Origin of the sequence: Paenibacillus sp. SC116 (assembly GCF_024733555.1) — a bacterium.
In the GTDB taxonomy this organism is placed as follows: domain Bacteria; phylum Bacillota; class Bacilli; order Paenibacillales; family Paenibacillaceae; genus Paenibacillus_B.
Window position 1 is genome coordinate 2,483,430 of record NZ_JANIOF010000001.1, and the last position, 26,125, is coordinate 2,509,554.

The 26,125-nt window shown below is 44.1% G+C and carries 24 protein-coding genes; 6 read left to right on the plus strand and 18 right to left on the minus strand.

Translation table 11 applies throughout. The features are described 5' to 3' along the window. Nucleotides 1-233: 233 nt before the first annotated feature. The 15 genes from NQ117_RS10835 to NQ117_RS10905 all read right to left on the minus strand — a co-directional run bounded on the left by NQ117_RS10835 (nt 234) and on the right by NQ117_RS10905 (nt 13,247). Nucleotides 234-374 (minus strand): XkdX family protein, encoded by a 141-nt coding sequence (locus NQ117_RS10835; RefSeq protein ID WP_258277946.1) that lies wholly within the window; start codon nt 372-374, stop codon nt 234-236. Further along, on the minus strand, nt 367-840 hold the full coding sequence (locus NQ117_RS10840; RefSeq protein ID WP_258277947.1) for a hypothetical protein: 474 nt from the start codon (nt 838-840) through the stop codon (nt 367-369). Before NQ117_RS10840 ends, NQ117_RS10835 begins: the two co-directional genes overlap by 8 nt. Beyond that, on the minus strand, nt 837-3,542 hold the full coding sequence (locus NQ117_RS10845; RefSeq protein ID WP_258277948.1) for a hypothetical protein: 2,706 nt from the start codon (nt 3,540-3,542) through the stop codon (nt 837-839). The genes NQ117_RS10840 and NQ117_RS10845 overlap by 4 nt, the downstream gene beginning before the upstream one ends. Nucleotides 3,543-3,686: 144 nt before the next feature. Then, nucleotides 3,687-4,328, minus strand: coding sequence for a DUF2612 domain-containing protein (locus NQ117_RS10850; protein ID WP_258277949.1), 642 nt, complete (start codon nt 4,326-4,328; stop codon nt 3,687-3,689). Continuing rightward, nucleotides 4,321-5,505 (minus strand): baseplate J/gp47 family protein, encoded by a 1,185-nt coding sequence (locus tag NQ117_RS10855; protein ID WP_258277950.1) that lies wholly within the window; start codon nt 5,503-5,505, stop codon nt 4,321-4,323. The genes NQ117_RS10850 and NQ117_RS10855 overlap by 8 nt, the downstream gene beginning before the upstream one ends. After that, nucleotides 5,477-5,842 carry a DUF2634 domain-containing protein gene (locus tag NQ117_RS10860; RefSeq protein ID WP_258277951.1) on the minus strand — a complete coding sequence of 122 codons (366 nt, stop codon included), beginning with the start codon at nt 5,840-5,842 and terminating at the stop codon, nt 5,477-5,479. The genes NQ117_RS10855 and NQ117_RS10860 overlap by 29 nt, the downstream gene beginning before the upstream one ends. Then, nucleotides 5,839-6,108 (minus strand): hypothetical protein, encoded by a 270-nt coding sequence (locus NQ117_RS10865; RefSeq protein ID WP_258277952.1) that lies wholly within the window; start codon nt 6,106-6,108, stop codon nt 5,839-5,841. Before NQ117_RS10865 ends, NQ117_RS10860 begins: the two co-directional genes overlap by 4 nt. A gap of 25 nt (nt 6,109-6,133) precedes the next feature. Then, nucleotides 6,134-6,925: a phage protein gene (locus tag NQ117_RS10870; protein WP_258277953.1), complete on the minus strand. Its 792-nt coding sequence runs from the start codon at nt 6,923-6,925 to the stop codon at nt 6,134-6,136. Further along, the gene (locus NQ117_RS10875) at nt 6,909-7,229 is read right to left on the minus strand and encodes a phage baseplate plug family protein (protein ID WP_258277954.1); all 321 of its coding nucleotides are present in this window, start codon (nt 7,227-7,229) and stop codon (nt 6,909-6,911) included. Before NQ117_RS10875 ends, NQ117_RS10870 begins: the two co-directional genes overlap by 17 nt. A gap of 54 nt (nt 7,230-7,283) precedes the next feature. Then, nucleotides 7,284-8,102, minus strand: a complete 819-nt coding sequence (locus NQ117_RS10880; protein WP_483874616.1) for a LysM peptidoglycan-binding domain-containing protein — start codon at nt 8,100-8,102, stop codon at nt 7,284-7,286. Then, complete coding sequence (locus tag NQ117_RS10885; RefSeq protein ID WP_258277956.1) at nt 8,098-10,794, minus strand: phage tail tape measure protein; 2,697 nt, start codon at nt 10,792-10,794, stop codon at nt 8,098-8,100. Before NQ117_RS10885 ends, NQ117_RS10880 begins: the two co-directional genes overlap by 5 nt. A gap of 160 nt (nt 10,795-10,954) precedes the next feature. After that, nucleotides 10,955-11,239 carry a hypothetical protein gene (locus NQ117_RS10890; protein WP_028593344.1) on the minus strand — a complete coding sequence of 95 codons (285 nt, stop codon included), beginning with the start codon at nt 11,237-11,239 and terminating at the stop codon, nt 10,955-10,957. 22 nt (nt 11,240-11,261) lie between these two features. Continuing rightward, the gene (locus NQ117_RS10895) at nt 11,262-11,666 is read right to left on the minus strand and encodes a phage structural protein (RefSeq protein ID WP_258277957.1); all 405 of its coding nucleotides are present in this window, start codon (nt 11,664-11,666) and stop codon (nt 11,262-11,264) included. Between the two features lie 125 nt (nt 11,667-11,791). Further along, the gene (locus tag NQ117_RS10900; protein WP_258277958.1) at nt 11,792-12,790 is read right to left on the minus strand and encodes a DUF3383 domain-containing protein; all 999 of its coding nucleotides are present in this window, start codon (nt 12,788-12,790) and stop codon (nt 11,792-11,794) included. Between the two features lie 7 nt (nt 12,791-12,797). After that, entirely contained in the window at nt 12,798-13,247 is a 450-nt protein-coding gene (locus tag NQ117_RS10905) for a phage neck terminator protein (RefSeq protein WP_375163062.1), read from the minus strand. A 528-nt stretch (nt 13,248-13,775) separates the two neighbouring features. Between NQ117_RS10905 and NQ117_RS10910 the strand changes: the two genes are divergently transcribed. From NQ117_RS10910 to NQ117_RS10925, 4 genes are all read left to right on the plus strand, one after another. Then, nucleotides 13,776-14,258 (plus strand): ArpU family transcriptional regulator, encoded by a 483-nt coding sequence (locus tag NQ117_RS10910; protein WP_258277961.1) that lies wholly within the window; start codon nt 13,776-13,778, stop codon nt 14,256-14,258. Between the two features lie 238 nt (nt 14,259-14,496). Then, complete coding sequence (locus NQ117_RS10915; RefSeq protein ID WP_258277962.1) at nt 14,497-15,384, plus strand: TetR/AcrR family transcriptional regulator; 888 nt, start codon at nt 14,497-14,499, stop codon at nt 15,382-15,384. Between the two features lie 13 nt (nt 15,385-15,397). Then, on the plus strand, nt 15,398-16,600 hold the full coding sequence (locus tag NQ117_RS10920) for an MFS transporter (RefSeq protein WP_258277963.1): 1,203 nt from the start codon (nt 15,398-15,400) through the stop codon (nt 16,598-16,600). A gap of 214 nt (nt 16,601-16,814) precedes the next feature. Then, a complete protein-coding gene (locus tag NQ117_RS10925) occupies nt 16,815-17,924 on the plus strand; it encodes a cohesin domain-containing protein (RefSeq protein ID WP_258277964.1) in 1,110 nt (369 codons plus the stop codon). Between the two features lie 153 nt (nt 17,925-18,077). On the opposite strand, the gene NQ117_RS10930 is transcribed toward NQ117_RS10925, so the two are convergent. Continuing rightward, entirely contained in the window at nt 18,078-18,764 is a 687-nt protein-coding gene (locus tag NQ117_RS10930) for a LysE family translocator (RefSeq protein ID WP_258277965.1), read from the minus strand. A 357-nt stretch (nt 18,765-19,121) separates the two neighbouring features. Between NQ117_RS10930 and NQ117_RS10935 the strand changes: the two genes are divergently transcribed. Beyond that, a complete protein-coding gene (locus NQ117_RS10935) occupies nt 19,122-20,393 on the plus strand; it encodes a YncE family protein (RefSeq protein ID WP_258277966.1) in 1,272 nt (423 codons plus the stop codon). Between the two features lie 47 nt (nt 20,394-20,440). Further along, complete coding sequence (locus NQ117_RS10940) at nt 20,441-21,709, plus strand: YncE family protein (RefSeq protein ID WP_258277967.1); 1,269 nt, start codon at nt 20,441-20,443, stop codon at nt 21,707-21,709. Nucleotides 21,710-21,784: 75 nt separating this feature from the next. Here NQ117_RS10940 and NQ117_RS10945 read toward each other — a convergent pair whose 3' ends face one another. Together NQ117_RS10945 and NQ117_RS10950 are read right to left on the minus strand one after the other, a co-directional pair. Further along, nucleotides 21,785-22,654 carry a GRP family sugar transporter gene (locus NQ117_RS10945; RefSeq protein ID WP_258277969.1) on the minus strand — a complete coding sequence of 290 codons (870 nt, stop codon included), beginning with the start codon at nt 22,652-22,654 and terminating at the stop codon, nt 21,785-21,787. A 1,007-nt stretch (nt 22,655-23,661) separates the two neighbouring features. Continuing rightward, nucleotides 23,662-25,281, minus strand: a complete 1,620-nt coding sequence (locus NQ117_RS10950; RefSeq protein ID WP_258277970.1) for an ABC-F family ATP-binding cassette domain-containing protein — start codon at nt 25,279-25,281, stop codon at nt 23,662-23,664. Between the last annotated feature and the right edge of the window lie 844 nt (nt 25,282-26,125).

Below are 26,125 nucleotides of genomic sequence, written 5' to 3' on the forward strand. Positions count from 1 at the left end.
AATGCCGACAAAGTCGGCCAATAATTTAGTATAGTCATTCATAGGCTTGCTGCCCCCCTTTAAGTGAATTGCCCTCGGGTAGAGATTACGAGAAGCATGGCAGGAGTGAGTTCTGAAAGTTTTAAATCTTATTATTCATGAATTGGATTCCCCTCCTACACTCATCCCTGCCTGCTGCTTCTCAAATTCAACCGAGGGTATAAAAATAGCGCTCATGCTATGTGCATGGCGCTTTACTGTGCCGTTTTGCTAATCATTTTTTGCATTTCTGTATCTGTAATGACGTTATATTTTACATAGAGCTTAAGCTGCTCCGTTGTTGCCCAACCGCAATTGTAGTAATACTTAATACGCTCATAATCTGTTTTAAACATTCGTACCCACTCCTTCTAGATTTAATAATCGCAGTTCCAGTGCAACTAGCGCTGCACCTTGGGAAGCGTTCTGATTTCTGAGTTCCATGACTTCCAGTTCTCGGGCCACTAACTGCTGCCCAAGTGTCTCGATTGGGTTAGGCTGTAGCTTTGGTTTGAGTGCTTCGATTTCTGCTTGAGTTAGTCCATTCTTCCAGAATTCCGAACCATTCGTAGTTGGGTCGAGCTTTATGGCAGCTCGGTAACCAGCAACGTCGAATTGCGGCTCATAGAGTCCCTCTGGCATTGGGATGGCTACCGTATAGCCGGTTACTTTTGTATTCGGCTGGTTGGACTTAGGCTGTTGTGCTTGACCATCGACGGATGTTACCGTTTCGACGATATCAAAAACGCCTGCCACGGATTCCATGACAAGCGTTGGTTCGATATATTTACCTTGTAGGTCGATTATAAATGCTTCTTTCATATTTTCACCTCACTTATATAACTGAAGTTAAAATGTATGAACTGTCCAGCAGTACCGCTAGATGAGTCTATATACAAATTTCCGTTTGTTTCAAGGATTAATTGTACAGCTTTTGTGTTAACTGCGTTTATATCGAAAGTAACGGCACTGACACTCGTTCTTTTATCTGGTGCGTCTACGCGTGGGATTTTCAATAAAGAGGTTTCCTTAGCTGTTGTTCCCAAGGCCAAACCACCTATAACATAAACTGTATTCTTTTCCCTACGATAGGCAGCTTCGAATCCTGCATTGTTCACCCAACCATTAAGCGATGTCAACTTAATCCAATGCGACTTTTTATTATCACTCTGCGTCTCCACAACAGTTAACCGGCGCTCAACGTCTCCAACGTGGCCAACCAATTCCGCTACTGTGCCGCGAATGTTTGCCGCTGCTTTGACGTTGATTGTTGCAGCAATTGTGGGCACAAGCATCGTATAGGTTGCGGAGTAGGTCGATGTAGGATCGTATTCCGCAGCCCAAATAGCCGCACGTTCCATTCCGTGCGCGTCGGAGTTCGCTGAGCGAACAAACCCCCTCACGCTTGTACTATTAGCATAGACATGCCAAATATGCGCTACGGGATGCCGTGACGTTGTTGCGTAAGCTTTCGAGTTCCAATAGTACGCGTTTTCTCCTGCCGTTCCTTTCGTAAATTGTGCCTTCTCACGAATTACAATACCGCTGCCCACCTCGACCACGTTGGAGCCTGCCGCAAGTACTGCACCCGTCTCGTAATTTTCGACTGGAACTACCGAAGGTAACGCTTTGAGGTATTGTAGACGGTAAGGCGTCCATAACTCATTTATAGGCGCCTGTTCTGCTGGTACCGTGGAAGTCCCCCCGGCAAGTCCATCAGCTCCTTTGGGGTGCCTATAACACCACATCTTTAAAGTTCCATCTGTACGATTATATGGCAGTGTAGGACTCCCGTTGCTCGCGTACATCTTCCATCCGTCAAAATACGCTTTGATCTCGTCCGTTGTCGGCGTGTAGGCGTCGCCCCATCCGCTGTCCGAATTTGATACACTGAATACTAAAATGTTAGCGTTTGGGTCGGCAGCATCAGTCAATACATGCTCATCAGCCGCTGTAATCATTTCCCCCTGCAACTTACGGTGCAGCATCTTACCGTCATACTTTGTAACGAAAGCGGTATCCTTCTTTGTAGGATTCAGTGATTCTGTGAATATGGTTTTATAACCTGCACCCGTGTCAGCGTGTCTGTACGTTATACTAGCGTCCAACGTAACCTTTTCCCATTTTTCTAGAACATACGGAATTCCGTCATCTCCCGTATACAGCACATCAGCAGCAGCACCCGTTATAGGATTAGCCGCAAGTTGCGCCTCAACAGCCCACATACTACGCTTCTGCGGCTGGAAAGGGATTGGCGTGCTGCCGATGGTGAGCAGCGGATTTTTGAAATCGCATGACTTTAGGTAGTCATTGACACCCTCCCCTATTACGTTACCGAAATGAACGCTCATTTGAACGGTTCCTACGGGCAACGTAAAAGTAACAGTTTGTGCTGACGTGTAGGGGACAACCGACTCCGTCCCGATAGTGTTTCCCATAGCATCCCAGGCGTTGACACCAATACGTCCTGAGTGTGTCGCGCTTAACGTATAGGTATCACCTACCTTAGCAGGCATGTACACGGACGCTTCATCCTTTGCCGCTGTCTTCATCGTAAACGAAAATAGCTCACTAATGAGCTTGATCCCTGCGTGCATATTGCCCCAGTCCGTAAACGGCGGCAATAAATTTTCGCTCTTCACAATGACATACGGGTTGGTTACGTTGGTCATGCCGTCGACGTACGGGTAGCGCTCGGCTATGTCATCAGAGGACAAACCGTCCAATGCCGCAAATTCCTCATCTGAAATCTCGTACATCCTCATGGAATCGCAGTATGCATTTACTCCATTAGTACCGTTAACTACAATATCAAAGTTAGTTGTTGTATCAAACGTAGGCCTGAATTTGAGCCATACAATTTCGAAGCGATCTCTATTTAATATCAACTTAGAAGTTGCGTCATGTCCAGGAATATTCATATATGCATGAATACCCGTACCATTTTTTATTCGTGCAATAGCAACGTAGTTTTTACCGCTTTTAAACGGCATGTCAGCCACATAGGCGACGCCGCCTTTTGTAACTTGTGCTGCATCATTACCAGCTATAATCTTCAAACAATGCCCGCCTGTATCCGCAACAGTTGTATCTATTGATATACGTGCATCATATGGACGCAGCCAACTTATATTTTTCATATCTCCATTACTTCCGAACAAATTAACAAGCGTTCTTCCTGTAATGCTTTCAACTTTTAAAGATGTATCTATATCAGACTCAATCACCTGGACACCGGGCTTAAACTGAATAGCCTTACTTTTCGCGTTTGCAAGAGCCTGCTCATTCAAATGACCTTCTCCATCTAAACGAACGATGCTATTAGCCGAAGGTACAGCACTGACATCTCGCCCATCAACTGCATGCTGCTGAAGTTCATTCAACGCCTCATACGTCGAATTCATCTGCCAATTGAGCCACGCAGCAGGCGGTTTATCCTGCGCCTTCCAGCCTTCATCCAGCTTATTTTGCGGGGGCTTCATTCCTTTTTCTTTCCATTCGGGAAGCTGTTTCTCAAAAGCCATATATGTTCACCTCTTGTTAGATTGTTTCTTTATAATTGAATTGATTAAGAGAATCTCCTTACTCATTTCTTCAGAAGTAAGTTCTCTTTACAGTTCTCATCACTTCAATAAATAAAAGAACGAATACCGTTAGCACTCGTTCTTCTAGATTGGCAACTTATAATCATCTCCAGGCACATAAAGGTCGCCAAGCGAACCACCTTGTGTCATCGCTTCGTCCGCAAGACCATGCTCACTAACTTCCAGTCGATCAGCTAGGGAAGCAAGCGCGAACGTTCCTGTCAGCTCCACTTGGCTAACACGAACACCTGCCGCAACAAGACGCTCAACAAGCGTAATAAATTGCACAGGACTCAAACCCGCGCTATTAAGCTTCTCATACGGCACGGACGACACATGCACCGCCGCAGGTTCTGGTTGAACAGGATCGCTATGCTGCTCAGACAAACGAAACTCATGCGGCTCAGCCTGGAGCGCCAGCGCGAGCACTTGAATAACCGAGTCCAAGCTGCCGTTTGCATTCATACGCGCAAGCTTGGAGCGCAGCAGCATTCGATATACTTCATCAGTTGCTTGTCCACGCGGCTGACCTACATTGCCGCCGATTTCATCTAATGTTGAGCCTTCTGCCTTATCAATTGACTTCCACTCCGACATTACACGCACCGTCTCAGCAATATCGTTCATTTGCTTCAGCCATACTTCAACCAGAGCACCAAATCGACTGCCATCCTTCGCAATGACATCCGGCAGTAGCGACATAACGTCAGGCAGCTTCTTAAACATGAGTAACCGCCACCTTAATGCGCTCCGGCGCTACCCGCGCTACATGATAGAGTGGAATGCTCACATTGTCAGATACTAAAGGCTCTGTACCTAGCTTAATTTTCAAGCCCACGACCTCTTCGACTCCAGTTACCTGCTGAACAGCTGACAACAAACGGCTGTATACAATGCGCGAACCTTGCGGCAAGCCGGAGTAATCCTGTTGGTCCGCACCAACCCCACCGACATACTGAGCAATCGCCGTACGAATAGCATCCGCACCTTGCGCAGCAAACTGCGCGTTGACAGATACATTCACATCTACGTGAACATCTAGCAACTGCATACGGTTGAAGCGAATCGAATGCTCGCTCCCACTAACGTCCTTCACTTTGACAACCTCGTTGCCGTCTGTACCAATACCCGCAGCCTTCTTATCAAAAATCGTTTTCGCAATCTGTTCAGATTGACCACCATATACATAAGCGCGAATCGACTTTGCTGGAATCCCCTCCGTATCCGTCTGCATCGTGTCGTTAACTCGCACCGACGCCGAACGTACATCAGGCAGCTGCAATAGCGAAGATACGATTGCATCGATTGTTGCAGCATGGCTTCCGTCACGTGCAGCTCGTAACCTGTCACGGAATTCGATGTCATTTTCCCGCTCACGGCCATCTGCTGTACCCGCTTCATTCGTTACCGAAGTAACTTCCTTCACAGGATTCAATATCTCCGTAATCGAAGCTGCAGGCACATTGCCTGAGGATCCTAGCCCTACAGAAACAACTGGCACCGTCCCTTTCCCTTGAGCATCGAGCGTACATGGAGCTGTTGTTGTAAACCATATTTCTGACTTCGTTCCCACACTGAATCCCGCTGGAATCGTATAGGTTGGTGTTCCTTTAAAGGTAACAACACCTGTCGCTGGTGTCTCAAGCTTCCGTTGTAATCCGTAGAATACTGCTAGCGCATCCAACTGCACTCCGGTTGCATATTGAATGTATGATTCATGGTACACCTGCTCGACATCTTCCCATAACACAGATAAATGCCAAGCAAATATTTGCATCATCATCCCGAGCGGGGACGTTTCCGAAGTGTTGACATCCTCACCAAGCCGAGTAGTCAGCTCACCTACCATTTCTTCATAAATATCGTTGTACGTCTTACGCTTCAAACCCGCTGCTGTTAACATCGACCTCGACCTCCTCTCCTTCTATACTTGTCATGACGACATGTATGTCGGCTGTTCGACTTGCCTTGTCATACTGAATATTAATTTCATCTACAGACGAGATACGCTCTTCATCAGCTAACGCTTCCAGTACAATTTCCCGCATTTGATCCTCATCGAATGGCTGACCTATTAGCAGCTCATGATTAAGCCCCATCTCTGGAGTGAAAAACGATTCTCCTAGTCTTGTGCCCAATCGCACACGAACCGCTTGCGCAAGTTCTTCTCGTCCTTCCACCCATTTTACGTTGCCTTGTTCCAATACAATGTCGCCATCTTGCAGCAGCCACGTTTTCATCCGCCGCTCACCTTCCCTGCAATGACTCCACCACCGCGATTGGATTCCGTAAAGACAACAAGCACCCGTTGGCCTGCCTCGTAGACCAAGCCAGGAACCTCCACAAGCGGCAGCTCATATCGAATAAGTCCTTCTTCATCTTCCAATTCCACATCAGCTGTCGAACCATTCATTTGTACAATCGATCCGAGCTGGGCAGGCGACATGCCCCCCAAACGATGATCGAGCCAAGCTTCCAAAGCGCCAACTGTTCGATTAGCCCCCATATGCTTTCCCTCCTCTCCTTGCCACTCATGTCACCAAATCAACCTCCGTTACGAACTGGTCATTCGAAGCTTGATGCATTCCCTGTTTCACTTCATAAATTCCTTTGTAATCTTCGCTTTCCAGTTTCACCTTTACACCTGCGCGAAGACGGTGATTCAATAGAGAGGTTATTTTGATCCCTTTCTTTTTATCTCCATCTTCGAAGCGTTCGGGACTGCCAATTAAGCCTGTATCTGGCGCAATAAGAATCGGAGCTTCTGCTCTCTTCTTTCCTGCTGCCTTGAAATGCAGTTTGCCCTGACTGGAGTAAGTGGTTGACCCACAGGCTGCAGCAACTCGACGTATCGATTCCATCACATCTCCATTAGCAACAAAGCCTTTAGCAAACGTATAATCGTCACTCAGCACCATTTGACCACGGAGAATATGATCTTTATCCATTAAATCTTGTAAAATGACGCTAGCTTTCGTTCCCGGACGATACGTCTGCTTAACTGGTTGTTTTTTACGTTTTACTACATCTTTCACTTGAAGCGTTGTAAGCCGATCAGTCTGCTCACGAGTTGTACGAATTTCTACAATTGTCCCCTGCAAAATAGTGCCTATATCATTGCCGTATCCCGCACGTACAACGACAGGCATCTCATTGCGAAAGCTTGAAATCGTCTGCTTCGTTAAATTGTAAATTTCAATCGTCGATTCGTTAGGCTCAGCATCATCATCGAATTCTGCCCTGACGCGTATCGTCAACTCTTCACTTTTGAATGTTTTACCACCAATAACGACTTCCAACTGTCGTTTATACAATAACTGCATTTTCATCCCCCACATTCAGGAATACAGAGTTGCCCAGTGTCTCCCAGCTCACCAATTCCTCTGGATCACTGCCATACGGCACGATGCTTTCCAGCGGGAAATCAGTCGTTTCCATACTCTCGAACAAAGGCACTCCCCACACGAGCTTAACGCCCAATGCAAGAGGAGTGCCTCCTTGTGAAATATCCATCGTAAAATAATCATGCTTATTGTTATACCGCACATCGAATGTGTACGTTCTCGTACCCATATCCATATCAAAGGAATAGGGCAGCCGCTCTTTCTCGATAGTCAATATCGCCATCCCGAACCTCCTCTCTTGCATGTGTGTAACAAAAAAGATGACCTAGCTTTCGCATTACGCGATACCCAAAATCATCCCTGGCTGTAAAGAACGATATTCAGAGTAATATCGATTGCGAGCTTTCAGAACCGTGGATGATATCCCATACATAGCCGCTATCGTGTCCCAAGTTTCGCCGCGCTTTACTTCATGAGTAAGTACACCGACAACTGTCGGATTCGGTCCCTTATACTTCTTCGCAGGCGGCTTAGGTACTGGGGCTCCTATTGATAGCACCATTCCTTCTTCCACTTGCTTGTACTTTTTATCCCATTCCTGCACTTGAGCATACTGCTTATTCCACTCTCTCAATTGATGCGGTTTGTACCCATAATATTGAGCAATTGTCTCCCACGTCTGTCCCCTACGCACGAGATGGTTAAAAGGACTATGCGGATGTGTAACTTGCTTGCTACCTCCATCCCCCTTCTGTTGTGTAGAGGGGTTATTAGAGGACTTCTTCGAAGTCTTCATTCGCTTTTTTGTTGCGATATGAATCTGTTTCAACGTTAGCGAGAAGCTCATTCCATTACTAATCGAGTTATCGTGGGAAGTGCTAAAACTCGTAATAATACAGTTGGTCAACATCGTTCTTCCAAAATACTGCAGCAGTTGACCTTTTTCCATTGCTTTGACGATCTGATAACGAGATTGTGGTGCCTGATCACCGAGGAGCAAGCCTTGTAAATTTAAAGTTACGCCTTCTCGTTGAATATGGTCGGTAATCGTACCGCCCTTTTCTACATTGTGAGTACTCACTTGAACTGAATAAGACGGTTCCTCCGATGTAACGAAAAGGGATACGCCGCCTAATTTACTCCATTGCTGTTTAATAAGACATCGCCCCTCCCTTTCCTTGTATCGGTGGTGCTGGTGGCTTTGGTTTCGGCATTTTATCTAGAATATGACGCTCAAATGAACGGAATGAAGCATCGTACTGCTCTTTCGCAATCCGCTTAATCTCTTCAATCATTTTCTGATCAACATAACCCGTAACATTGAGATTCATTACAACGTTGCTGCTTGTGTTAATATCCATAGTTCCACCACCTGCTCCGATCGGTGCCGGAACTGTAGGCACGGTTGTAGGAATAGGTGTGCCTGCTACTGCCGCTGTTGGCGGAACCGCCGTAGCTGCTAATGTGGCTACTGGCACGGCTACTGCGCCGGCTTGTACTATCTCCGAATTAGGTTTAAACGAAGTCGTTGTCGTTGAAGATGCTGCTGTAACCGCTGTTTGTATTGGTTCAGCCGGTTGCTTAGGAGGTTCAGGCTTCTTCTCTTCCTTATCTCCGCCAAAGAGCCATTTATCAGCAGCCCATAAGCCAGCATCTAATGCTAAGCCACCAAGAAAACCCGCTGGTGTGAATCGTAAAAATCGGGTCGCTTTACTAACAGCACGAGCACCATTAACGAAGCTTTTACCCCAACTTGCCTTTTTAGCTGTTGAAGCTGTATCTGCTGCAGCCTTTGCCTGCACCGATGCTGTAGAAGCAGTCTGAGCAGCCTGAGTTGCAGCTGTTTGAGTCGCTTGGGTTGTTGCGTTGTGCACAGTTTGAATTGCTCCAGCCACGGTAGCCGCTGTTGCAGCTGTTTCTACGGCAGCAGCTGCTTCTGGATTTTCATCAATAGCGCTCGTTATCATATTAGATACTGTAGAACCACCAACAAAACCAACTGCTCCTGCTATTATTGCTGCTTTACCTTTCATTTTACCAGCAGGGGACTTATTGGCTGAATCACCCGTCGCCTCGGCTAATGAAGGATCAACATTCGGTTTACTGTTTGCAATATCGTTAATGTTGTTATTTGATGAATCATTTTGTGCACTTGATGCATTTTTTCCTTTGTTTTCACCTTTTCTAGCATTTTTTTTGTCTCTATTTTTCTTTCTCCTACTTTCTTTCGTCCCATTTCCTCTAGTTTTCCTAGTAGTTTTGTTTTTATTAGATCTTTCATTCTTATCGGTTTTATTATCATTGTTGTCTTTTTCTTTAGTATCTCTTCCATCTTGCTTCCGATCATCAGTAGATGAGCCACTACTTTGTTTATTTCCGTCTTTACAACAACAGCAACTGCAATCTTTTTTAGTTTCATTTTTGTCTTTATCTTCGTTTTCTTGTGCTCCTTGATCTTCCTTCTTACCGAACCTACTTTTAAGATTCGTAAAAAGGGTTCTTACCTCTTTAAATGAGGAGCTCAAAGCAGCAATTCCAACCGTTCCAGCTACTGCAGCAGCACCAAAAGCGATAATCGCTTGGGCATAACCAGGCATGTGATTGAAGAAATTAACAAGCCCAGAAGCTATTTTGTATAATGCGTTCATGATTGGTGCAGTTGCATTTACAATATTATCTTGCGCTTGAGCAGCCTGACTCTTGAGTTCATTCATCGCACCAACTGAACCTTCTGATAATGGCGCTACTTGATTTTGTGCTAAATTTCCACCAGTAGCATAATACTGCTTTTCAAAGTCAGATATCTTACTTCTATTATTGACCAGCGCAAGTATAGCTTCAGCATCAGCCTTAGGGAACATACTGGATACGGTTTCTTTCTGTTTTGCCAATCCTTGGCCACTAAGCTGCTGACTTAATTGGTCAAGTGCATTCGTTACGTCGTTTGAACCTCCATTTTCAGATAGTTTTTTCGTCTTATCTGAAGTGGGGTTTCTCATTTCAGACATAATTGAGTTCAATGCTGAAATACTGCTTGAATTACCTATTTTTTGACCATTCAGTACATGAATAGCTGAAGCTAATTCTTCGATCTGTACGCCCGCCTTCGTTGCTTCAGGGGCAATGGATTCCAGTTGCCCCCCCAAGTCTTGGAGTGACATATTAGATCTTTCTTTTGTGAAGGTCATAATGTCCGACAACCTGTTCATTTGATCAGCTGGAATACCATACGAACTGGAAACTCTATCGCCCACTCTCGTCGCTTCCATTAGATCAACTTGGTTAGCAACCGCCATATTATTAAGCGCAGGTAACATCTGTTTAATGTCATCAGGACTTCTCTTAGATTCTAAGAGCATATATTGAGCTCTGTGCAATACATCTGCGCTAACCCCGAGCCTTCTGGTTTCGGCATCACGTAATTTGCTTAATTCTTCTACAAGCTTATCATTGCCATTATCAAATTTTACTTTGATAATTTCATCTAAGCTTCTTGAAGTATGTGTGTCCTGAAAAGACTTGCTAAGCATATTCGTGGAACCAGTCTGACTCTGAAAAGATAACTCTTTGTCAGGCTTAGAGTCTGAGCCCGAACTGCTCGCGCTGCTTACAGAAGAAGTTGAGCTAGCAGCTGGCTGACCTTGCTTTCCATTGTTTGAATTTCCTTGAACACTAGTAGAACCAGAAGATTTGGCAGCTTTAGCTAATGCAGTTTCCAATTTCGAGAATTGCTCGATTTGGGCTTCCATCTTCTTGATCAGGGATACACCCACCTGATTGAGAGTGTCCAGTCTCTTCGATACTCCCTGCAGCTCACGCGTATTTTGCCGCTGAATATTTACATCCATTTATCCCCCTCCTTTCCCCAACATCCATTCGAGCGCGGCTGCGGCTTCGCATAGTTCCTCAATCGTCATGCCGCACGCCTGCTCATAGGAAACACCGCCCCGACTGCCGATGACGACTTGCCATAGCAGCTGACGGAGCGGATTATCGGAGATGGCTCGTTTATACGTCGGATGCTGCGGATTCCAAGGGTGTTTCGACCAGCCCCAGGAAGCGTGCACATTCCAACCACAGCGGTGTCATCAGATCAACCTTGTCCTCAAGGCCGTCCCAAGACAAACGCGGAGATACAATCACATGATTCAGGAAGAAATCCATCGAGGATTCCAGCTTCCAACCTCCATCAGGCTTCAAAGCTGTGTCATAAAGACGCATCAGGGCGCGAGCGCCCGGATGCTGAAGTACGTACTCTTCTTCTTGAACCGTAACCGTCTTTTGTTTACTCATCGTTCCATGCTCCTCTCATTAATTAAGATACGATATGTGTGTAATCCAACACTTGAATTTCAAATTCGCGGTCTTCCAGCTCAGCTGCAAATGCAGCCGCCGGCAATTTCTTAATAACCGCCTTCGTGCCGCCAATGCGTTCACGCGGTTGGTTATGAGATACAACCCAGACCGTGAACACTTTCTTGTCGCGAGCTAGACGCGTTAGCATACCTACTTGCGGGGAAGTGGACATCAATGTCAACTTTACGGAACCAAGCGGATTGTTTTTATGAGCCAAGGCTACTTCACCACGCGCACCTACATGCGCAACAGCCTGCTCTTCATCTTTTTCACAAGAAACGAATGTATTTTCACCAAAGCCTGTAATATAAGTACCATTAATAATGACGTTTACCGATTTCGCATCATAGAATCCAATAGACATGTACTAGCACCATCCTTTTTCCTTTTAATAAGTAGTAGAGTTATAGCTTTATTTTAAAAATGAAAATAAATGTTACGTACTAGTCAGCATTCACGCTGTAAGCTAGTACGACTCAAGAACATCCTTTAGAAACGGATTACACCGCTCACACGTACTTGATGCACCGCTCCTGCCACCTCGAACCAGAACGAACCGCCTTTGTATTCACGGCTTGCACGATCAAGTGGATCCACTTCATCACGAAGCAAGAACTTCGTACCGAAGAGCGCTTCGCCGCTCTCATCTGCTGCAATAATGCCCATATCGAATGATTCAAGCAGCACGTTAACGACCGTACTCTCAATTTGAGCAATACCGCCATTTGTATAAGGTACTTTGTCGGATTCATTCAGCAGCTTTTGAATTTGTTCTTCCATGCGAGCACGCACATAGTCACGCGCCATAATGACGTCGATGTACTCACCGGATACAGTCTTGCCTTCCGATGTACGAGGTTGACCTTGCTTATTTACATAAGTAATAGCGCCGCCAAGATGAATATCAAGCAACTCGTTGCTTGTCATTTTCAATGGAGCAATCCCTTGGCATTGCTTAAATTTCCATGTTACAGAACCAACATCCGCAGAGCCTACTGCACCAACTAGCGCCGCATCTGGATAAGCCGCAGCGTCTGTATGATAGAACACGACTGTGCGAGTGTAGCCTGCTGTTTTCAATGCTTGAAGCTTCGCCTTGTCTGAAATACGTGTCACGAAGAGACGATAGTCTTCCTTTTCTAGTTCCTTCGCTAACGCTTCTACTGTCGGTGCATCATTTTCAGTAGACAAGAGGTAGTACCAACCGCCATCCAAAAGAGTCTGCAAGCGAGTCACCGCATCTTCCAACTCATCACGGGCTGCAATTGCGATTTGCGTCGGTGCATTTTCGCCTTGATCGAACAACACTTTTGCCATTGCAAATTCTTTCGTTGTGTCTGCATAATCAGCTTTTACCGCATCGAGATGTGCGTATTCTTTGTAAGCAGCACCGCCAGCCTTTTTACCGAGAATCAACGGTGTTGCAAAGGACAAGCGTCCTGTCGGCTTTTGCAGGTCAATCGTAATTTGAACGTCTTGTAATGTCATGTTTCAGTCACTCCTTCATTTGAATGTTAATTTTGTCAATCTTTACGGAGTTGGCTTGCTGCCAACTGTCTTTCATACGGAGTCTTACCGTCAGCGCTAAACTCGGGATCGGCTCCTTCTTCCATTCAGGGGGCATCATCTTGACGATGGTAGCCGATACAAGCTTCGCTTGCTCTTCCCCCTCTGACCAAAGCCATCTCATCAGCTCTCGGCATCGCTGCATCAGATCCAAACGATCTTGTCCAATGAGCAGCAGCTGCCATTCCATCTCAACAACCTTTTCTACCGTCACCTTTGTCCGATCCGTATGCGGAGTCATATCCTCATAAGGCTTCGGTACTTCATAAGTGATACATGGTGTTGGGCTGTCTGGCTTCACTTGGGTAACATCCAGCAGAGGCAGCTGCAAAGCCAGTGCCATTGGTTCCAGCAACTTCTGTACGATGTCCCGATACACAATCAAGCTCATCCCCTCCTTCTTGTTGTGAAGTGAATATGCGGCGCTATCGATAACAGAAACAGAGGCGCTATAGCTTGTAACGCTTATTGCGTTCTTGGCTGTTCCCTCTCGACTCACGATGTCCACATTAACATTATAAAATGGCGAACATACGTTTGGTTTATTCGTTTTTGATTTATTTTTCATCATTTTTTTATTGCTTTTTGATGTGATTTTGAAAGTTTTGTATAGGCGATTGAAAAGCTTCATCTATATAGGGGAAAAGGTATGGGGCTGCAACACAAAGCATCTATAAGGATGTTTTTAGTTACCGAAGGTTATCGGCAAATCAAAAGTGACTATTCATTAATAGGCGGCGAACACCTACACATCTACCTATCGATTGAATACGAACAGTAAATTTACAAAATTCCGAGCATAAATTCAAAAATAAGAACATTCGTTCTTATTTTGTGGTATAATAGTTATACCTGCCCACGGTGTTCCATAGATCAGAACGGATATTTGAAGGAGGATTTTACGCAGATGATGAAATGGGATATCCCCTCTCTTGAAGCATGGGACAAGCTCGGAACGAAGGACAAGAAGTCAATGATGGAGAATGTATTTAGCAAATATAGAATGTGTAAAGTGATGAAATTTGCCGTACGTGAAACGAAAATTACGGCCCAATACGAAGCGAGAGCCCATGGTGCGACCAATCGCGTTGGGGATCCAACAGCTGCTGTAGCTGTATATAACATTGATAAGACAAATGAGTGCTTGGCATTTTGCACATTAATTGAAACGATCGTCGCAGAGCTGGAGCCAGACGAACAGGTGCTCATCCGAGAACGGTATATGAAAGCTGCCAAGGTTACGGATATGAAGGTGTACAGCTTCGTTTATGATCCTCCTATTACCGCTGTAGCTTATGGACAGATTCGCAAGCGCGCCTTTGAGAAGCTCGTATACGCATTTCAATATGTGTTCCCTCCTCAAGGAACCATTCAGCAGCTCATTAATTAACTTTATTCATCAACGATAGGATGCATTGCGCTCTACTATAACGAGCCGTTCAAGTTCCGATGGATCGAGCATTTTCCGGCCCGTTGGAACTTTTATTTTTTCTACATAGAATATCGCTTTTACCAAGCTCATTATTCCGATGATCTACCATTTGACAATAAAGATTGTATTCTATACAATGAGGTTCGACCATAAAGTCATTATAAGAACTAGTTAGTCATAACTTGGAGGTATTGAGGTGTCAATCGATGTAATCGCAGATAAAAAATGCAATATCATCAAGACAGCGATGAAGCTATTTGCTCATAAAGGCTATCGAAATACGACCATGCAAGAAATAGCGGAGACATGCCAAATAGCTAAGGGAAGTTTGTATTCTCATTTCAAATCAAAGGAAGACTTGCTGTACAGCATATTTCAGTCATTCTCCCAATCTCATATGAATATGCTCTGCAAATCCGACCAGGAACCCTACTCCTCCGAGAAAGAGCGCTTTATTCATCAGTTGGAACTGCATATGAATTACAGCATGGAATATAGAGAAATTATTATCTTTCAGTTCAAAGAAAGTTCTGATGTCATTAATGATGATCTCGTCGCTTACCTTAAAAGTTTTCGAGCCGAATTCCTGAACTGGCTAGAGAAGCGGCTCATCCAAATATACGGTCCTGACTTTAAACCCTATGCTTTTGACACCACGTTTACCTTGTGTGGCATGATTCATATTTTCACAAACTACTTATTATTCGAGAAAAGCACACTAGATATCTCTCACATCAGTCACTATCTCATTCGACATTTAGACTATATGGCAGAAAAGCTTATGCAAGAGCAGCCTGAACCACTCGGGATAAAATTGTTACTGGAAGAATTTCAAGTTACATGCCCCGCAGAAGAAGCAGTACATCCATTGCAAATTACTAAACGAATGGCTGATACTATTGCAGATTGCCAAGCGGAAGAAGATCTCAAGATCGAAGCCAAGCAATCTTTAGCTCTTATCGAAAAAGAACTGACTGAAATTCAACCGCGCCGCTTCCTTATTAAAGGAATGCTGCACAATTTGCGAAGCATCCCTCAGTTGGATATTCATATATGCCAGCTTAGCTCAAAATTAAAACTTTAAGGAGAAACAACACGTGAACGAAAAGAAAACAACAAATGGCCCATTGTTCATTTTGATGATCAATATGTTCATCGCCATGGTCGGTATGGGTATGATTATTCCGCTTATGCCAATGTTTATTACGGAATTCGGAGCTACCGGCAAAGATATGGGTTATCTTATGGCCGCATTTGGACTTACTCAGTTCATTTTCTCCCCACTCGGCGGAGATTGGTCAGATAAATATGGCCGTAAAAAAATGATTGTTATCGGTATGGCATTTTTCACTATTTCACAATTACTATTTGCGGTGACCACTGATTTGTGGGTACTTTACTTGTCTCGTCTACTTGGTGGTGCAGGTGTAGGTCTGATGTCACCGCCAATGACAGCATTTATTGCTGACGTAACGACAGAAGATCAACGCGCAAAAGGTCTTGGATGGCTGGGGGCAGCGATGTCGCTAGGTATTGTTATCGGTCCCGGTATCGGTGGTTATCTCGCTGACTTCGGGATGCGCGTACCGTTCTATACGGCTGCAGCATTAGCTGGGTTATCTACACTTATTTCGATTGCGATATTGCCGGAGACATTAACACAAGAAGCAAAAATAGCCGCTCTGGCAACGAAACAAAAGCGCGAGAATATTGTTGGACTTATCATTAATTCATTCAAAGCGCCTTACTTTGTTCTGTTACTGCTCGTGTTCGTCTTAACATTTGGTCTTATGAACTTCGAAACGGTATTCGGACTATTTGTTGATGTGAAGCATGGATTCACACCACAAGACATCTCGCTTATCTTTACATTCGGAGCACTGGCAGGGGTTATTATTCAAGCCGTTGTATTCGGAAAACTCGTTGAAAAATTCGGAGAACAACGCGTTATCCACGGCTCCTTGATGCTTGCCGCCATCTGTATGTTCAGCATGACTTTTGTCGGGCAATATGCAGTTATCTTCACAACAACGTTATTATTCTTTATCGCTACTTCCCTCATCCGCCCAGCAGCCAATACGCTGCTGTCTAAGATGGCCGGCAATGAACAAGGCTATGTAGCTGGATTGAACAACGCATTTATGAGTCTTGGCAATATTATTGGACCATCCATTGCAGGTATTCTGTTCGATGTGAATATGAGCTATCCATACTGGCTGGGAGGCGTTGTTCTTATTATTGGCTCTCTTATGCTTGTCGGCTGGCAGCGCAGCAGAGCACAGTTTGCTAAAGTGGGCTAATTTATACAGTTGTGTAATTAAGAAAAGCTCTATCTTCGTAATTGAAGATAGAGCTTTTTTTGCAACCATAGTTCATTGTAATTTGGCCTAATAAAAATAAATTTATAATTTTCTTCCATAAAATTCTTAATTACAAAATTATGTTTAGCATCTCTCGATTGTATTCATTACAATGGCTCATGTGCACAAAATATATACATAATATGGAGGTTACATGATGCGTAAAAAATTTATGCCTAGCTTTATTCTAGCTCTTGTATTTAGTTTAGTATTTTCTATCATGCCAGCTTTTGGTGCGGCCAAATTAGGGACAGATATGTGGAATCCTGAGCAGGGCTGGAAGCGATATTCGAGCAATTCTCATCCATTCACCTATCATGGATATGGTTGGAATCACGTGAATGACATCTACAATAATTCTACGCATTACAATAATTATTCTAGTACATCTGCAAAATTTAATATTGTAGGCACTTCTTTTCGAGTAATAAGTAAAAACGCATTTAGCTCATTATCTGATGGCATTACGGTCATTATCGATGGTAAATATTACGGGAATATAAACTTGCAACAAATTGCCCGTGATGACTCTCAAAATAGCTATAATACACCACGTTTAGCTTACGAAGTGACAGGTTTGTCACCAGGAGAACATTCTGTTGAGCTAGTTAATAACTCATCCGGGAAATATTTTGTACTATCAGCTATCGACGTGCCTCAACAAAGTACTTTGAAGCCGTACAACCCTAACATTTCCACACCGAAACTTTCTGTAACTTCGGTAACGTATTCGGTTTATTTAAACGAAACGTTTGACGTTCAGCTCAGATTGGACAATGTGAACAATATTTATGCAGAAGATTTCAGCATTGAATACGACAAATCCCGCTTCCAATTTGTAAGCGCTGTGGCAGACAGCAAGCTAACGATCGTGCATCAAGAAAATGCGGATACATTACGATTTATTACAGCAAGCAAAGGCCGCTATAACGGCATTAATGGCAGCAGCCTTCTTGTTAACTTGAAGTTTAAAGCAATTGGTGTTGGCAATGGTAAAGTAGATGCCATTAAGGCCAAGATTGCTGACAATGGAAAAACAGAAACTACGCTTGCACCAGAAAATATCGGTGAACGCACGTTTCAGGTGCTTCCAAGTACGGAATACAGCCTAAAGCATCTTGGTGAGGTTGCTTTCTTCTATAAAGAGGACAAAACCAATTTGTCAAACAATTTGAGAAGCATTTTGGGAGACCGCGGTCCGGTTGAAGACGTCGATTTGACTCATATCGTGAAGATCGTGTTGGCTAATCCACAATATAAGTAACAGTAGCAGTAGCCTATCAATCACGCAATGAAAAAAGCCCGTTCCCTGCTCCTTCTCTCTCTTCTTGTAGCAACGGCTACAAGAAGACGAGTGATTGGAAGCTTGGTTGAACGGGCTTATTTTAAATTAATCAAAATAGCGCAAAATGCTTAATTATAAGAAAAATAAGTTGAAGCTAAGCAAAATATAAATCAACATCTCGGTAACAGCTAATCGTATTTTCCAGCTGCCAGATTGATTCATAAGCCGCCCGCCCAAGCTGCTGGCAAGCACCGAAACAACCGCAAATATAACAAACGCCTGTATCATAAATAGTACGCCTAGTTGGATCATTTGCAGCGGTACCATACCATTTTCTTGCCGAACGAACTGTGGGAACAACGCTAGGAAGAACAAGGAGAGCTTCGGATTCAGCACGCTCATCACTATGCCTTGACGATACAAGCCGAAGCCTGCTTTCGTGCTGGCTGCCGCATCATGCTTGCCAACTGGCTCTTCCGCTACCGATGATACTTCCGCAGTCGCAGCAACCTCACCTTCCGCCTTCATTTTACGGATACCCGTCCATACTTTCCACGCTAAATACAGCAAATATATTGCTCCTAAGAGCTTAATGATGAAAAATGCCGCTGGCGAAGAAAGAATGACGGCAGATACACCTGCCGCCGCCAAAGCGACATGAGCGATTAATCCTGTACATAAGCCAAGGGCAACAGTAATACCGCTGCGCCAAGATCGGCTCATACTTTGTGCCGTAACAAACAAAATATCTGGTCCTGGCATTAATGTCAGTGCAATAGCAACAGCCAGAAAGGATAACATTTGATTAAGCTCAACCACGTGCATATTCCTCCTGTGAACATCCTATAAATATATCAAAACAGACATATGTTTATTTAACTAGACAAATGCCAATATAACACCATCATACAAACATGTAAAGGCTTTTAAGCGTTAACGCGTTTTAGTGCGATGCGATTAAGAATATTTTTTTGCGAATCTTCATCCATTTCTTATTCTTACTCGTAACCTCTACATTTCACCTTCTCATTCCTATATGGAAAGAATGTAACCGTAGAAGATTTCAACATTTTTCGTGTTTAAGGAACCCATTCCTTCTCGCTATTAGTCATCCACACATCCAAATAAAGTCGAAATCCCATAAACTAAATATAACTATATGAAGTGGGTGAGCGCATGCCTATATTTGATTCAGGACCAATAGACAATAGTCAGACAGGTAAAGCTGCATTTGCAGAAGTCAGCGCCGTTAATGCAGGCCGTTTTCCTACGAATGTGAGCGTCCAGCTATACGAGCTGCCTCCACTCGCATTCGGTACACAGACAAACAATCCACTTTTCACAAGCTTGTTCTACCTCTATCCGAGAGGTAATCCAAACGATACGCTTTCTTCTGGACTCGTCGCTTTAGGCAGTGCCTTTGGTGTCAGAGTCATCAGCAGCGGGATTGGAGAAGATGATATCGCCGTACACGTTACACTTTACGATTCGGACAACCGCATTATTGGAACCCTCAACATCCCTGCAACCGCTCCTACTCCCTTACTCGTATATGGTGTTAATAACGGCTCGGACAATGTAAGTGTAGTCGAAGCTGAGACAGAACAAGTGACCACTTTTATTTCCACTACATCCACAGACCCTACGGGTGTAGCTTCAACTCCGGATGGCACCAAATTGTATGTAACCGTTCAAAGCACGAATAGCGTCGATGTATATGAAACGGCCACCAATACACTGATTACGACCATTCCCGTCGGGCTAGGCCCAGTAGGTGTGTTTGTCCGGCCTGACGGCGTCCATGCCTATGTAACGAATATCGGTGGAGATAGCGTTTCAGTCATTGACGTAGCAACGGATACTATCATTGGTGCGCCCATTCTAACAGGCTCCCAGCCATTTGCCGTTTCTTTTGTCCTATCACTAGCTAAAGCATATGTAACCAACTCTAACGGAAATAGCGTAACGATTATTAACACAAATACGTTAGCACCAACAGGAACGATCCCACTGCCTGCTAATCCTGTCGGTATTGCTACCACACCTGATGATAAGAAAGCATATGCCTGCGTACAACTCAACACCCTTGCTGTCATCGATACGGCGACAGACACTTTGCTGCCAGCCATCCCACTCCCTGTTGGGTCTGGTGTATCTCATGTTGCAGTTACGCCCGACGGCTCACGCGCCTATGTAACCGCAAGTGTCGCGGGTATGCTGTTCATAGTCGATACCAAAGCAGATATCGAAGTTCCCTCTCAAGCAGTCGTAATCGGAATGGGCGCTCGAGGCATCGCAATCACACCAGATGGTAATAAAGCATTTGTAACGGCCACACTTGAAAATTATATTGCTGTTGTTGATCTGCAGACGAATACGAGGCAACAACTCATTTCAACTGGCGTACTGCCTTCAGAAATAGCAATTACCCCCAATCTATTATTTTAACTTCATACGGCAAACATTGATTTTAGAAAAAAGGAAGGGATGATCATATGCCTCTGTACGATTCGGGACCGATAGATAACAGTCAGACCGGAAGAGCTGCTTTTGCAGAAGTCAGTACGGTTAATACAGGTCGTCTCCCTACAAATGTGAGCATTCAGCTGTATGAGCTTCCTCAACTCGTATTCGGCACACAGACCAATAATCCACTTTTTACAAGCTTGTTTCACATCCAACCTAGAGGAAACCCAAACGATACTTTATCTTCTGGACTCGTTGCGTTAGGTAGCGCCTTCGGAGTAAGGGTCATTAGCAGCGGACCTGGGGAGGACGATATTGCTGTGCATGTCACGCTGTATGATGCAGACAGCCGTATCATTCGCACTTTCAACGTCCCTGCTACCGCTCCTACTCCTTTATTCGCCTACGTCTCCACTGGTTCAACTAGGGTCACGGTTATTGATACCTCTATCGATCAAGTAGTTGAATCTTTGGTTACCGATCCATCTGTAGCTACTGTCTCAACATCTACGCCAGATGGATCACGTCTGTATGTAGCTGTTCAAGGTTCAAACGTGATCGATGTTTTTGATACCACGACCAGCACCTTCATTACATCGATTTCAACCGGAGGTCTTCCCCAAGGGGTATTAGTTAGACCTGATGGTCTTCAAGTCTATGCTATTAATGCTATTACAAATAATGTTGTCGTGATCGATGTTAATACGAATACTCCGATAGGCGCTCCAATCCCTACTGGAATTAACCCATTTGCATTAGCTTTTTCCTTAAATCTGAGCAAAGCTTACGTAGCTAATTTCAGCGGGTCTAGTATTACCGTAATTAATACAAATACGCTTTCTGTTATCACGACAATACCGCTTGGCGCTAATCCATTCAACATCGCTACCACACCAGATGGCAGTAAATTGTTCGCCTGCCTGAGTACAAATGTTGTCGTCGTTATTGACACAACTACTGATTCTGTCATTACTTCAATAAACATGTCACCAAGTATAGCGGTATTTGATATTGCTATTACACCAGATAGTACGAAAGCATATGTAACTGCGATCGTAACAAATGAAATTCGTGTCATTAATACGATCACGAATGCTGTTATTAACAATGCAACGATCCCCCTTGGCATCAGCCCACGTTCCATTGCCATCACACCAGATGGTAAAAAAGCCTATATCACTACAAATTCAGAAAATTCAGTGAAAGTTATCGATCTGAAGACAAATACAAACACAGCTACCATTATCGTAGACACCTCACCAAATGACATTTCTATTGCTCCTAATCTGTTATTTTAAATGGGGAAGGAAAAAGAGGTTCCCCACCGTCCATTAAGACGAGAGAGAACCTCTTTTCTGCATACACTGCTGTTTCTATTCCTTTGTGAGTCCGATCATAACGCCGCCTACTACGATAAGCACACAGCCGATAATAACGAACACCATTTGACGCTTGGATTTCTTCTCATTTAGCAAGAAGATACCACCTAGTGTCGAAATAATCGTACCCGTTTGTGACAAGGAGAAGCTTGTCGCAACGCCTATAAGCGGGATGGATAGAAGCAAGGCAAGGTTACCAGCTCCCCACCAAACACCGGTAAGGATGTTGCGGAATGTATATTTATTAAATGGCTTATGCTTCAACGTCAACAGCAATCCACCAAGGACCATACCGATTGCTTGTGGCATAATCGCGGCCCAGCCGTCAACTTCAAACCAACGAAGAATAATAACATAACCAACGAAACCGACTGTGGAGATAACCAAATGCATAATTCCTTTTTGCATCTGACTACCGCCGCTCATTTGCGTACCTTGTGTATTCGCTTGCTTGTCTTCCATCACAGTAAACACAACACCGATGATAAGAAGAACAATTGCAATAATTCCTAGAATGACAGAAGTTGTCGTAGACCATTCCCCGAATACGATAACACCGAACAATGTCGTTACAATTAATTGCATACCTGTTGAAATAGGAACCGTACGAGATACGCCTAAATATCCAACCGCGGAAAATTGATTGTATTGACCAAGCGCCCAACATATACCTGAAATAATACCGGCAGTCCAAATGGTTGTTGATAACTCCGGCTGTTTAAATACATATATCCCAATTGCAAATACGAGCGCACCGAGCGTCATTCCGACGAGTTGGTGATGTGCTTTCCCTCCAAGCTTGGAGCTGACAAGCAATAAAGTTCCCCAGAATAACGCAGGGACAAGAGCCAATAAAATATCCATGTCCAAATTCCCTTCTATCATCACAAACTAATCAATATTTAAAATATTTAAAGCCAAATATAATTGTTCAGCAATAAATTCGATACAGTGACGCCATAAAGCAATGTTTAAAAATATAACCACTTATCCTTTAAGATAGTGTAAACATTGCCCACTAATTATAATCATCAAGATCATCGAGCACGGCTGTTGATGAACCAAGTAAGTGTGCTTTCGGGATACGGTGCACAGCTCTCTGGACCTCATCTAACGGTCGCCATTGACGTTATTTTCGCTAAATCACCTGTAATAAAATTATAACGGGCGTACGAGCGCTTATTTTAGCAATTTAGTGATTTACATCGCGTTAGATGGCAAATAAGCTCTCTGGCAACCTTTACTTCTCAAAATAAGTGAATACAAGCAGAATAGCCTCCGTGGCGACCGTTACGTAATTACTTTACCCAAATATGCGCAGCTACCTATTACGAACTTTTCTCGCCTTCTTTTGAAATAAGATAGTTTCTGAATATTTGCATTGTAAAACTCACTTCTTTAAGGCAAGAAGCTAATGATTTGGTATGAATGATTTTCAAATATATGGATTAACCAAAGGGCATGATCGTCATACTATAATGACGATTTGGCTGGCACCTATTTATATAGCACCCGTGTTGTGCTTCATGTTGTACCTTTTGTGTGCATTATGTTGAGCATCATGTCGTGCATTATGTAGTGGTTCATGTTGTACATCATGAGTGAGTTATCGATAACTCAAATTGAATTACAAATCACACACTTACAATTGTACTTTACACACCCACTCACATTCTCCACCCTTGATTTGTATCCTAAAAAGTCAACAAAAAAGACGCCCCTGCTTCGACTTGCCTTGAAGCGGAGCGTCTTTCCCTAAGAACTAAACTGCCACACTTGCTTGAGTCATTGCATGTCTTGCTAGTATTGCTGATATTGCCGTCATTGCTATATCATAGCGCTTCGAGATTAAAAGTTCGAGCTGCAAACTTCTATTCTGCGTATAGTTTCTTACGCAGTTCTTTGATCTCGTCGCTTTCAAGGTATTCGTCATAAGACATTACACGGTCGATAACACCGTTCGGTGTAATCTCAATGATACGGTTCGCGATCGTTTGCATGAACTGATGGTCATGAGACGTAAACAACATCGTACCATCGAAGTCGATAAGTCCATTGTTGAGCGCTGTGATGGATTCTAGATCCAAGTGGTTCGTTGGCTCATCCAACAGAAGCACGTTTGCACCTGTCATCATCATTTTAGACAACATACAACGAACTTTTTCTCCCCCGGACAATACGCTTGCTTTCTTCAACGCTTCTTCGCCTGAGAATAGCATGCGGCCTAGGAATCCGCGCAAGAATGTTTCGTCTTGATCTTTGGAATACTGACGAAGCCAGTCTACCAAAGAGTCATTAACGCCTTCGAAGTAAGCAGAGTTGTCTTTCGGGAAATATGCTTGAGATGTTGTAATTCCCCAGCTGAACGTACCTGCATCAGCTTCAACTTCGCCCATCAGAATTTGCATCAAGGTCGATTTGATCAAACCGTTAGGTCCAACGAGTGCAATCTTGTCACCTTTGTTTACAATCAGGTGCAAGTTCTCAAACAGTTTCTCGCCATCAACCGTTTTGGACAAGCCTTCGATCGTCAACAGCTGTTTACCAGCTTCACGGTCAGACTTGAAGTTGATGAACGGATATTTACGGTTCGACGGACGAATGTCGTCAAGCGTAATCTTGTCGAGCATTTTCTTACGAGAAGTTGCTTGCTTGGACTTGGACGCATTCGCGCTAAAGCGCTGGATGAACGCCTGCAACTCCTTAATCTTCTCTTCTTTCTTCTTGTTCTGGTCACGCATCATCGTTTGTGCCAATTGGCTGGACTCGTACCAGAAGTCATAGTTACCGGAATAAAGTTGGATCTTGCCGAAGTCAATGTCCGCAATATGCGTACATACTTTGTTCAAGAAGTGACGGTCATGGGATACCACAACTACGGTACCTTCATAATCCATCAAGAAGCTCTCTAACCATTTGATTGATTCAAGATCCAAGTGGTTCGTCGGCTCATCGAGCAGCAAAATGTTCGGGCGACCGAACAATGCTTGCGCCAAGAGAACGCGAACTTTCTCACTGCCATCAATCTCAGACATAAGCTTGTCATGCCAGTCTTTAGAAATGCCAAGACCGATCAACATTTCTGCTGCGTCAGACTCTGCTTCCCAACCGTTAAGCTCTGCGAATTCGCCTTCCAACTCACCCGCACGCATACCGTCTTCTTCAGTGAAGTCTGTCTTAGCATACAAAGCGTCTTTCTCTTTCATGATCGAATATAGACGCTCGTGTCCCATCATAACGGTATCAAGCACTTTGTGCTCATCATACGCATAATGGTCCTGCTTCAATACAGATAAGCGGTCGCTTGACGCAATATGCACATCGCCGCTGTTTGGTTCAATTTCGCCTGACAATATTTTCAAAAAGGTCGATTTGCCCGCTCCATTAGCACCGATAAGCCCGTAGCAGTTGCCCGGTGTGAACTTAATATTCACGTCTTCGAACAATGCGCGCTTGCCGTAACGCAGCGTAACGCCTGTCGTATTAATCATCGTTAAACCGTCCCCTATTCTTAATAGTCTTAAGCGAACATTATAACACATTTAAATGAAAAAAACATGAAACCAAATAGAAACAAAATGAATACCAAATATTGATTACTATTGTTGTTCTTCATCTATGGAATGAAGCGCAGTTTTAGGTGAAGAATGCAATTGGGAATACACATCTTTCCATCTTATTTTCCAGAAGCTATAATATAAATTATCAAACAAGAAAGCGAGTGATGTTATATGAAAAAAGTTTTTAACATGAGGGAGATTCCGTTGGCCCCTTAGCACTTCGTGCAACCGAACTTATGATGCTTTCCAGCATGCTTAAAGAACAGGAACTGCGTCATGCCAAACTTATTTGTTTGAATACGTGCTGCACGTAAAAAGAAACACGACCGCTAAGGTTCCAAGCGGGATCCTCCCATTTATTTGTGTCGTCCTGTCACTTATGTCTAATCCAACACACAAAGGGAGAATCACATTGAACCAATTTTATTCGAATGATTCACATGAAAAAGAAACAAGTCATACAAACGAGAACAACAATACGAATATTTCACAATTTGAAAATATAGATCTTGCGTATGAACGAGCGTCAGATGATACAGGTACAGAAGAGGCCAATGCGCCGCTGGTAACTGATAAAGACACTGATGATGCACAGCTTGCGGATGCGAATGAGTCTTTGATCGCTGGAGCGTTGGCTGACAGCGCGGCAGCAGGTGCGGAGCAAGCGGCTAGCTATACGCTTGCGGCGCTTGGTTGGGACGAATCCTGGGACGCCGCATGGCGTGCTTGGGAGGAGTCCGTGCCCGAAGCGGTACATCGCCGCTACGGGGAAGCT

Bases quoted from the DNA above. Each gene is read 5' to 3' on its own strand.
- NQ117_RS10835 (WP_258277946.1), bottom strand. From the start codon at position 374: ATGTTTAAAACAGATTATGAGCGTATTAAGTATTACTACAATTGCGGT.
- NQ117_RS10840 (WP_258277947.1), bottom strand. From the start codon at position 840: ATGAAAGAAGCATTTATAATCGACCTACAAGGTAAATATATCGAACCA.
- NQ117_RS10845 (WP_258277948.1), bottom strand. From the start codon at position 3,542: ATGGCTTTTGAGAAACAGCTTCCCGAATGGAAAGAAAAAGGAATGAAG.
- NQ117_RS10850 (WP_258277949.1), bottom strand. From the start codon at position 4,328: ATGTTTAAGAAGCTGCCTGACGTTATGTCGCTACTGCCGGATGTCATT.
- NQ117_RS10855 (WP_258277950.1), bottom strand. From the start codon at position 5,505: ATGTTAACAGCAGCGGGTTTGAAGCGTAAGACGTACAACGATATTTAT.
- NQ117_RS10860 (WP_258277951.1), bottom strand. From the start codon at position 5,842: ATGAAAACGTGGCTGCTGCAAGATGGCGACATTGTATTGGAACAAGGC.
- NQ117_RS10865 (WP_258277952.1), bottom strand. From the start codon at position 6,108: ATGGGGGCTAATCGAACAGTTGGCGCTTTGGAAGCTTGGCTCGATCAT.
- NQ117_RS10870 (WP_258277953.1), bottom strand. From the start codon at position 6,925: ATGCAGTTATTGTATAAACGACAGTTGGAAGTCGTTATTGGTGGTAAA.
- NQ117_RS10875 (WP_258277954.1), bottom strand. From the start codon at position 7,229: ATGGCGATATTGACTATCGAGAAAGAGCGGCTGCCCTATTCCTTTGAT.
- NQ117_RS10885 (WP_258277956.1), bottom strand. From the start codon at position 10,794: ATGGATGTAAATATTCAGCGGCAAAATACGCGTGAGCTGCAGGGAGTA.
- NQ117_RS10890 (WP_028593344.1), bottom strand. From the start codon at position 11,239: ATGAGTAAACAAAAGACGGTTACGGTTCAAGAAGAAGAGTACGTACTT.
- NQ117_RS10895 (WP_258277957.1), bottom strand. From the start codon at position 11,666: ATGTCTATTGGATTCTATGATGCGAAATCGGTAAACGTCATTATTAAT.
- NQ117_RS10900 (WP_258277958.1), bottom strand. From the start codon at position 12,790: ATGACATTACAAGACGTTCAAATTACGATTGACCTGCAAAAGCCGACA.
- NQ117_RS10910 (WP_258277961.1), top strand. From the start codon at position 13,776: ATGATGAAATGGGATATCCCCTCTCTTGAAGCATGGGACAAGCTCGGA.
- NQ117_RS10925 (WP_258277964.1), top strand. From the start codon at position 16,815: ATGATGCGTAAAAAATTTATGCCTAGCTTTATTCTAGCTCTTGTATTT.
- NQ117_RS10935 (WP_258277966.1), top strand. From the start codon at position 19,122: ATGCCTATATTTGATTCAGGACCAATAGACAATAGTCAGACAGGTAAA.
- NQ117_RS10940 (WP_258277967.1), top strand. From the start codon at position 20,441: ATGCCTCTGTACGATTCGGGACCGATAGATAACAGTCAGACCGGAAGA.
- NQ117_RS10945 (WP_258277969.1), bottom strand. From the start codon at position 22,654: ATGGATATTTTATTGGCTCTTGTCCCTGCGTTATTCTGGGGAACTTTA.
- NQ117_RS10950 (WP_258277970.1), bottom strand. From the start codon at position 25,281: ATGATTAATACGACAGGCGTTACGCTGCGTTACGGCAAGCGCGCATTG.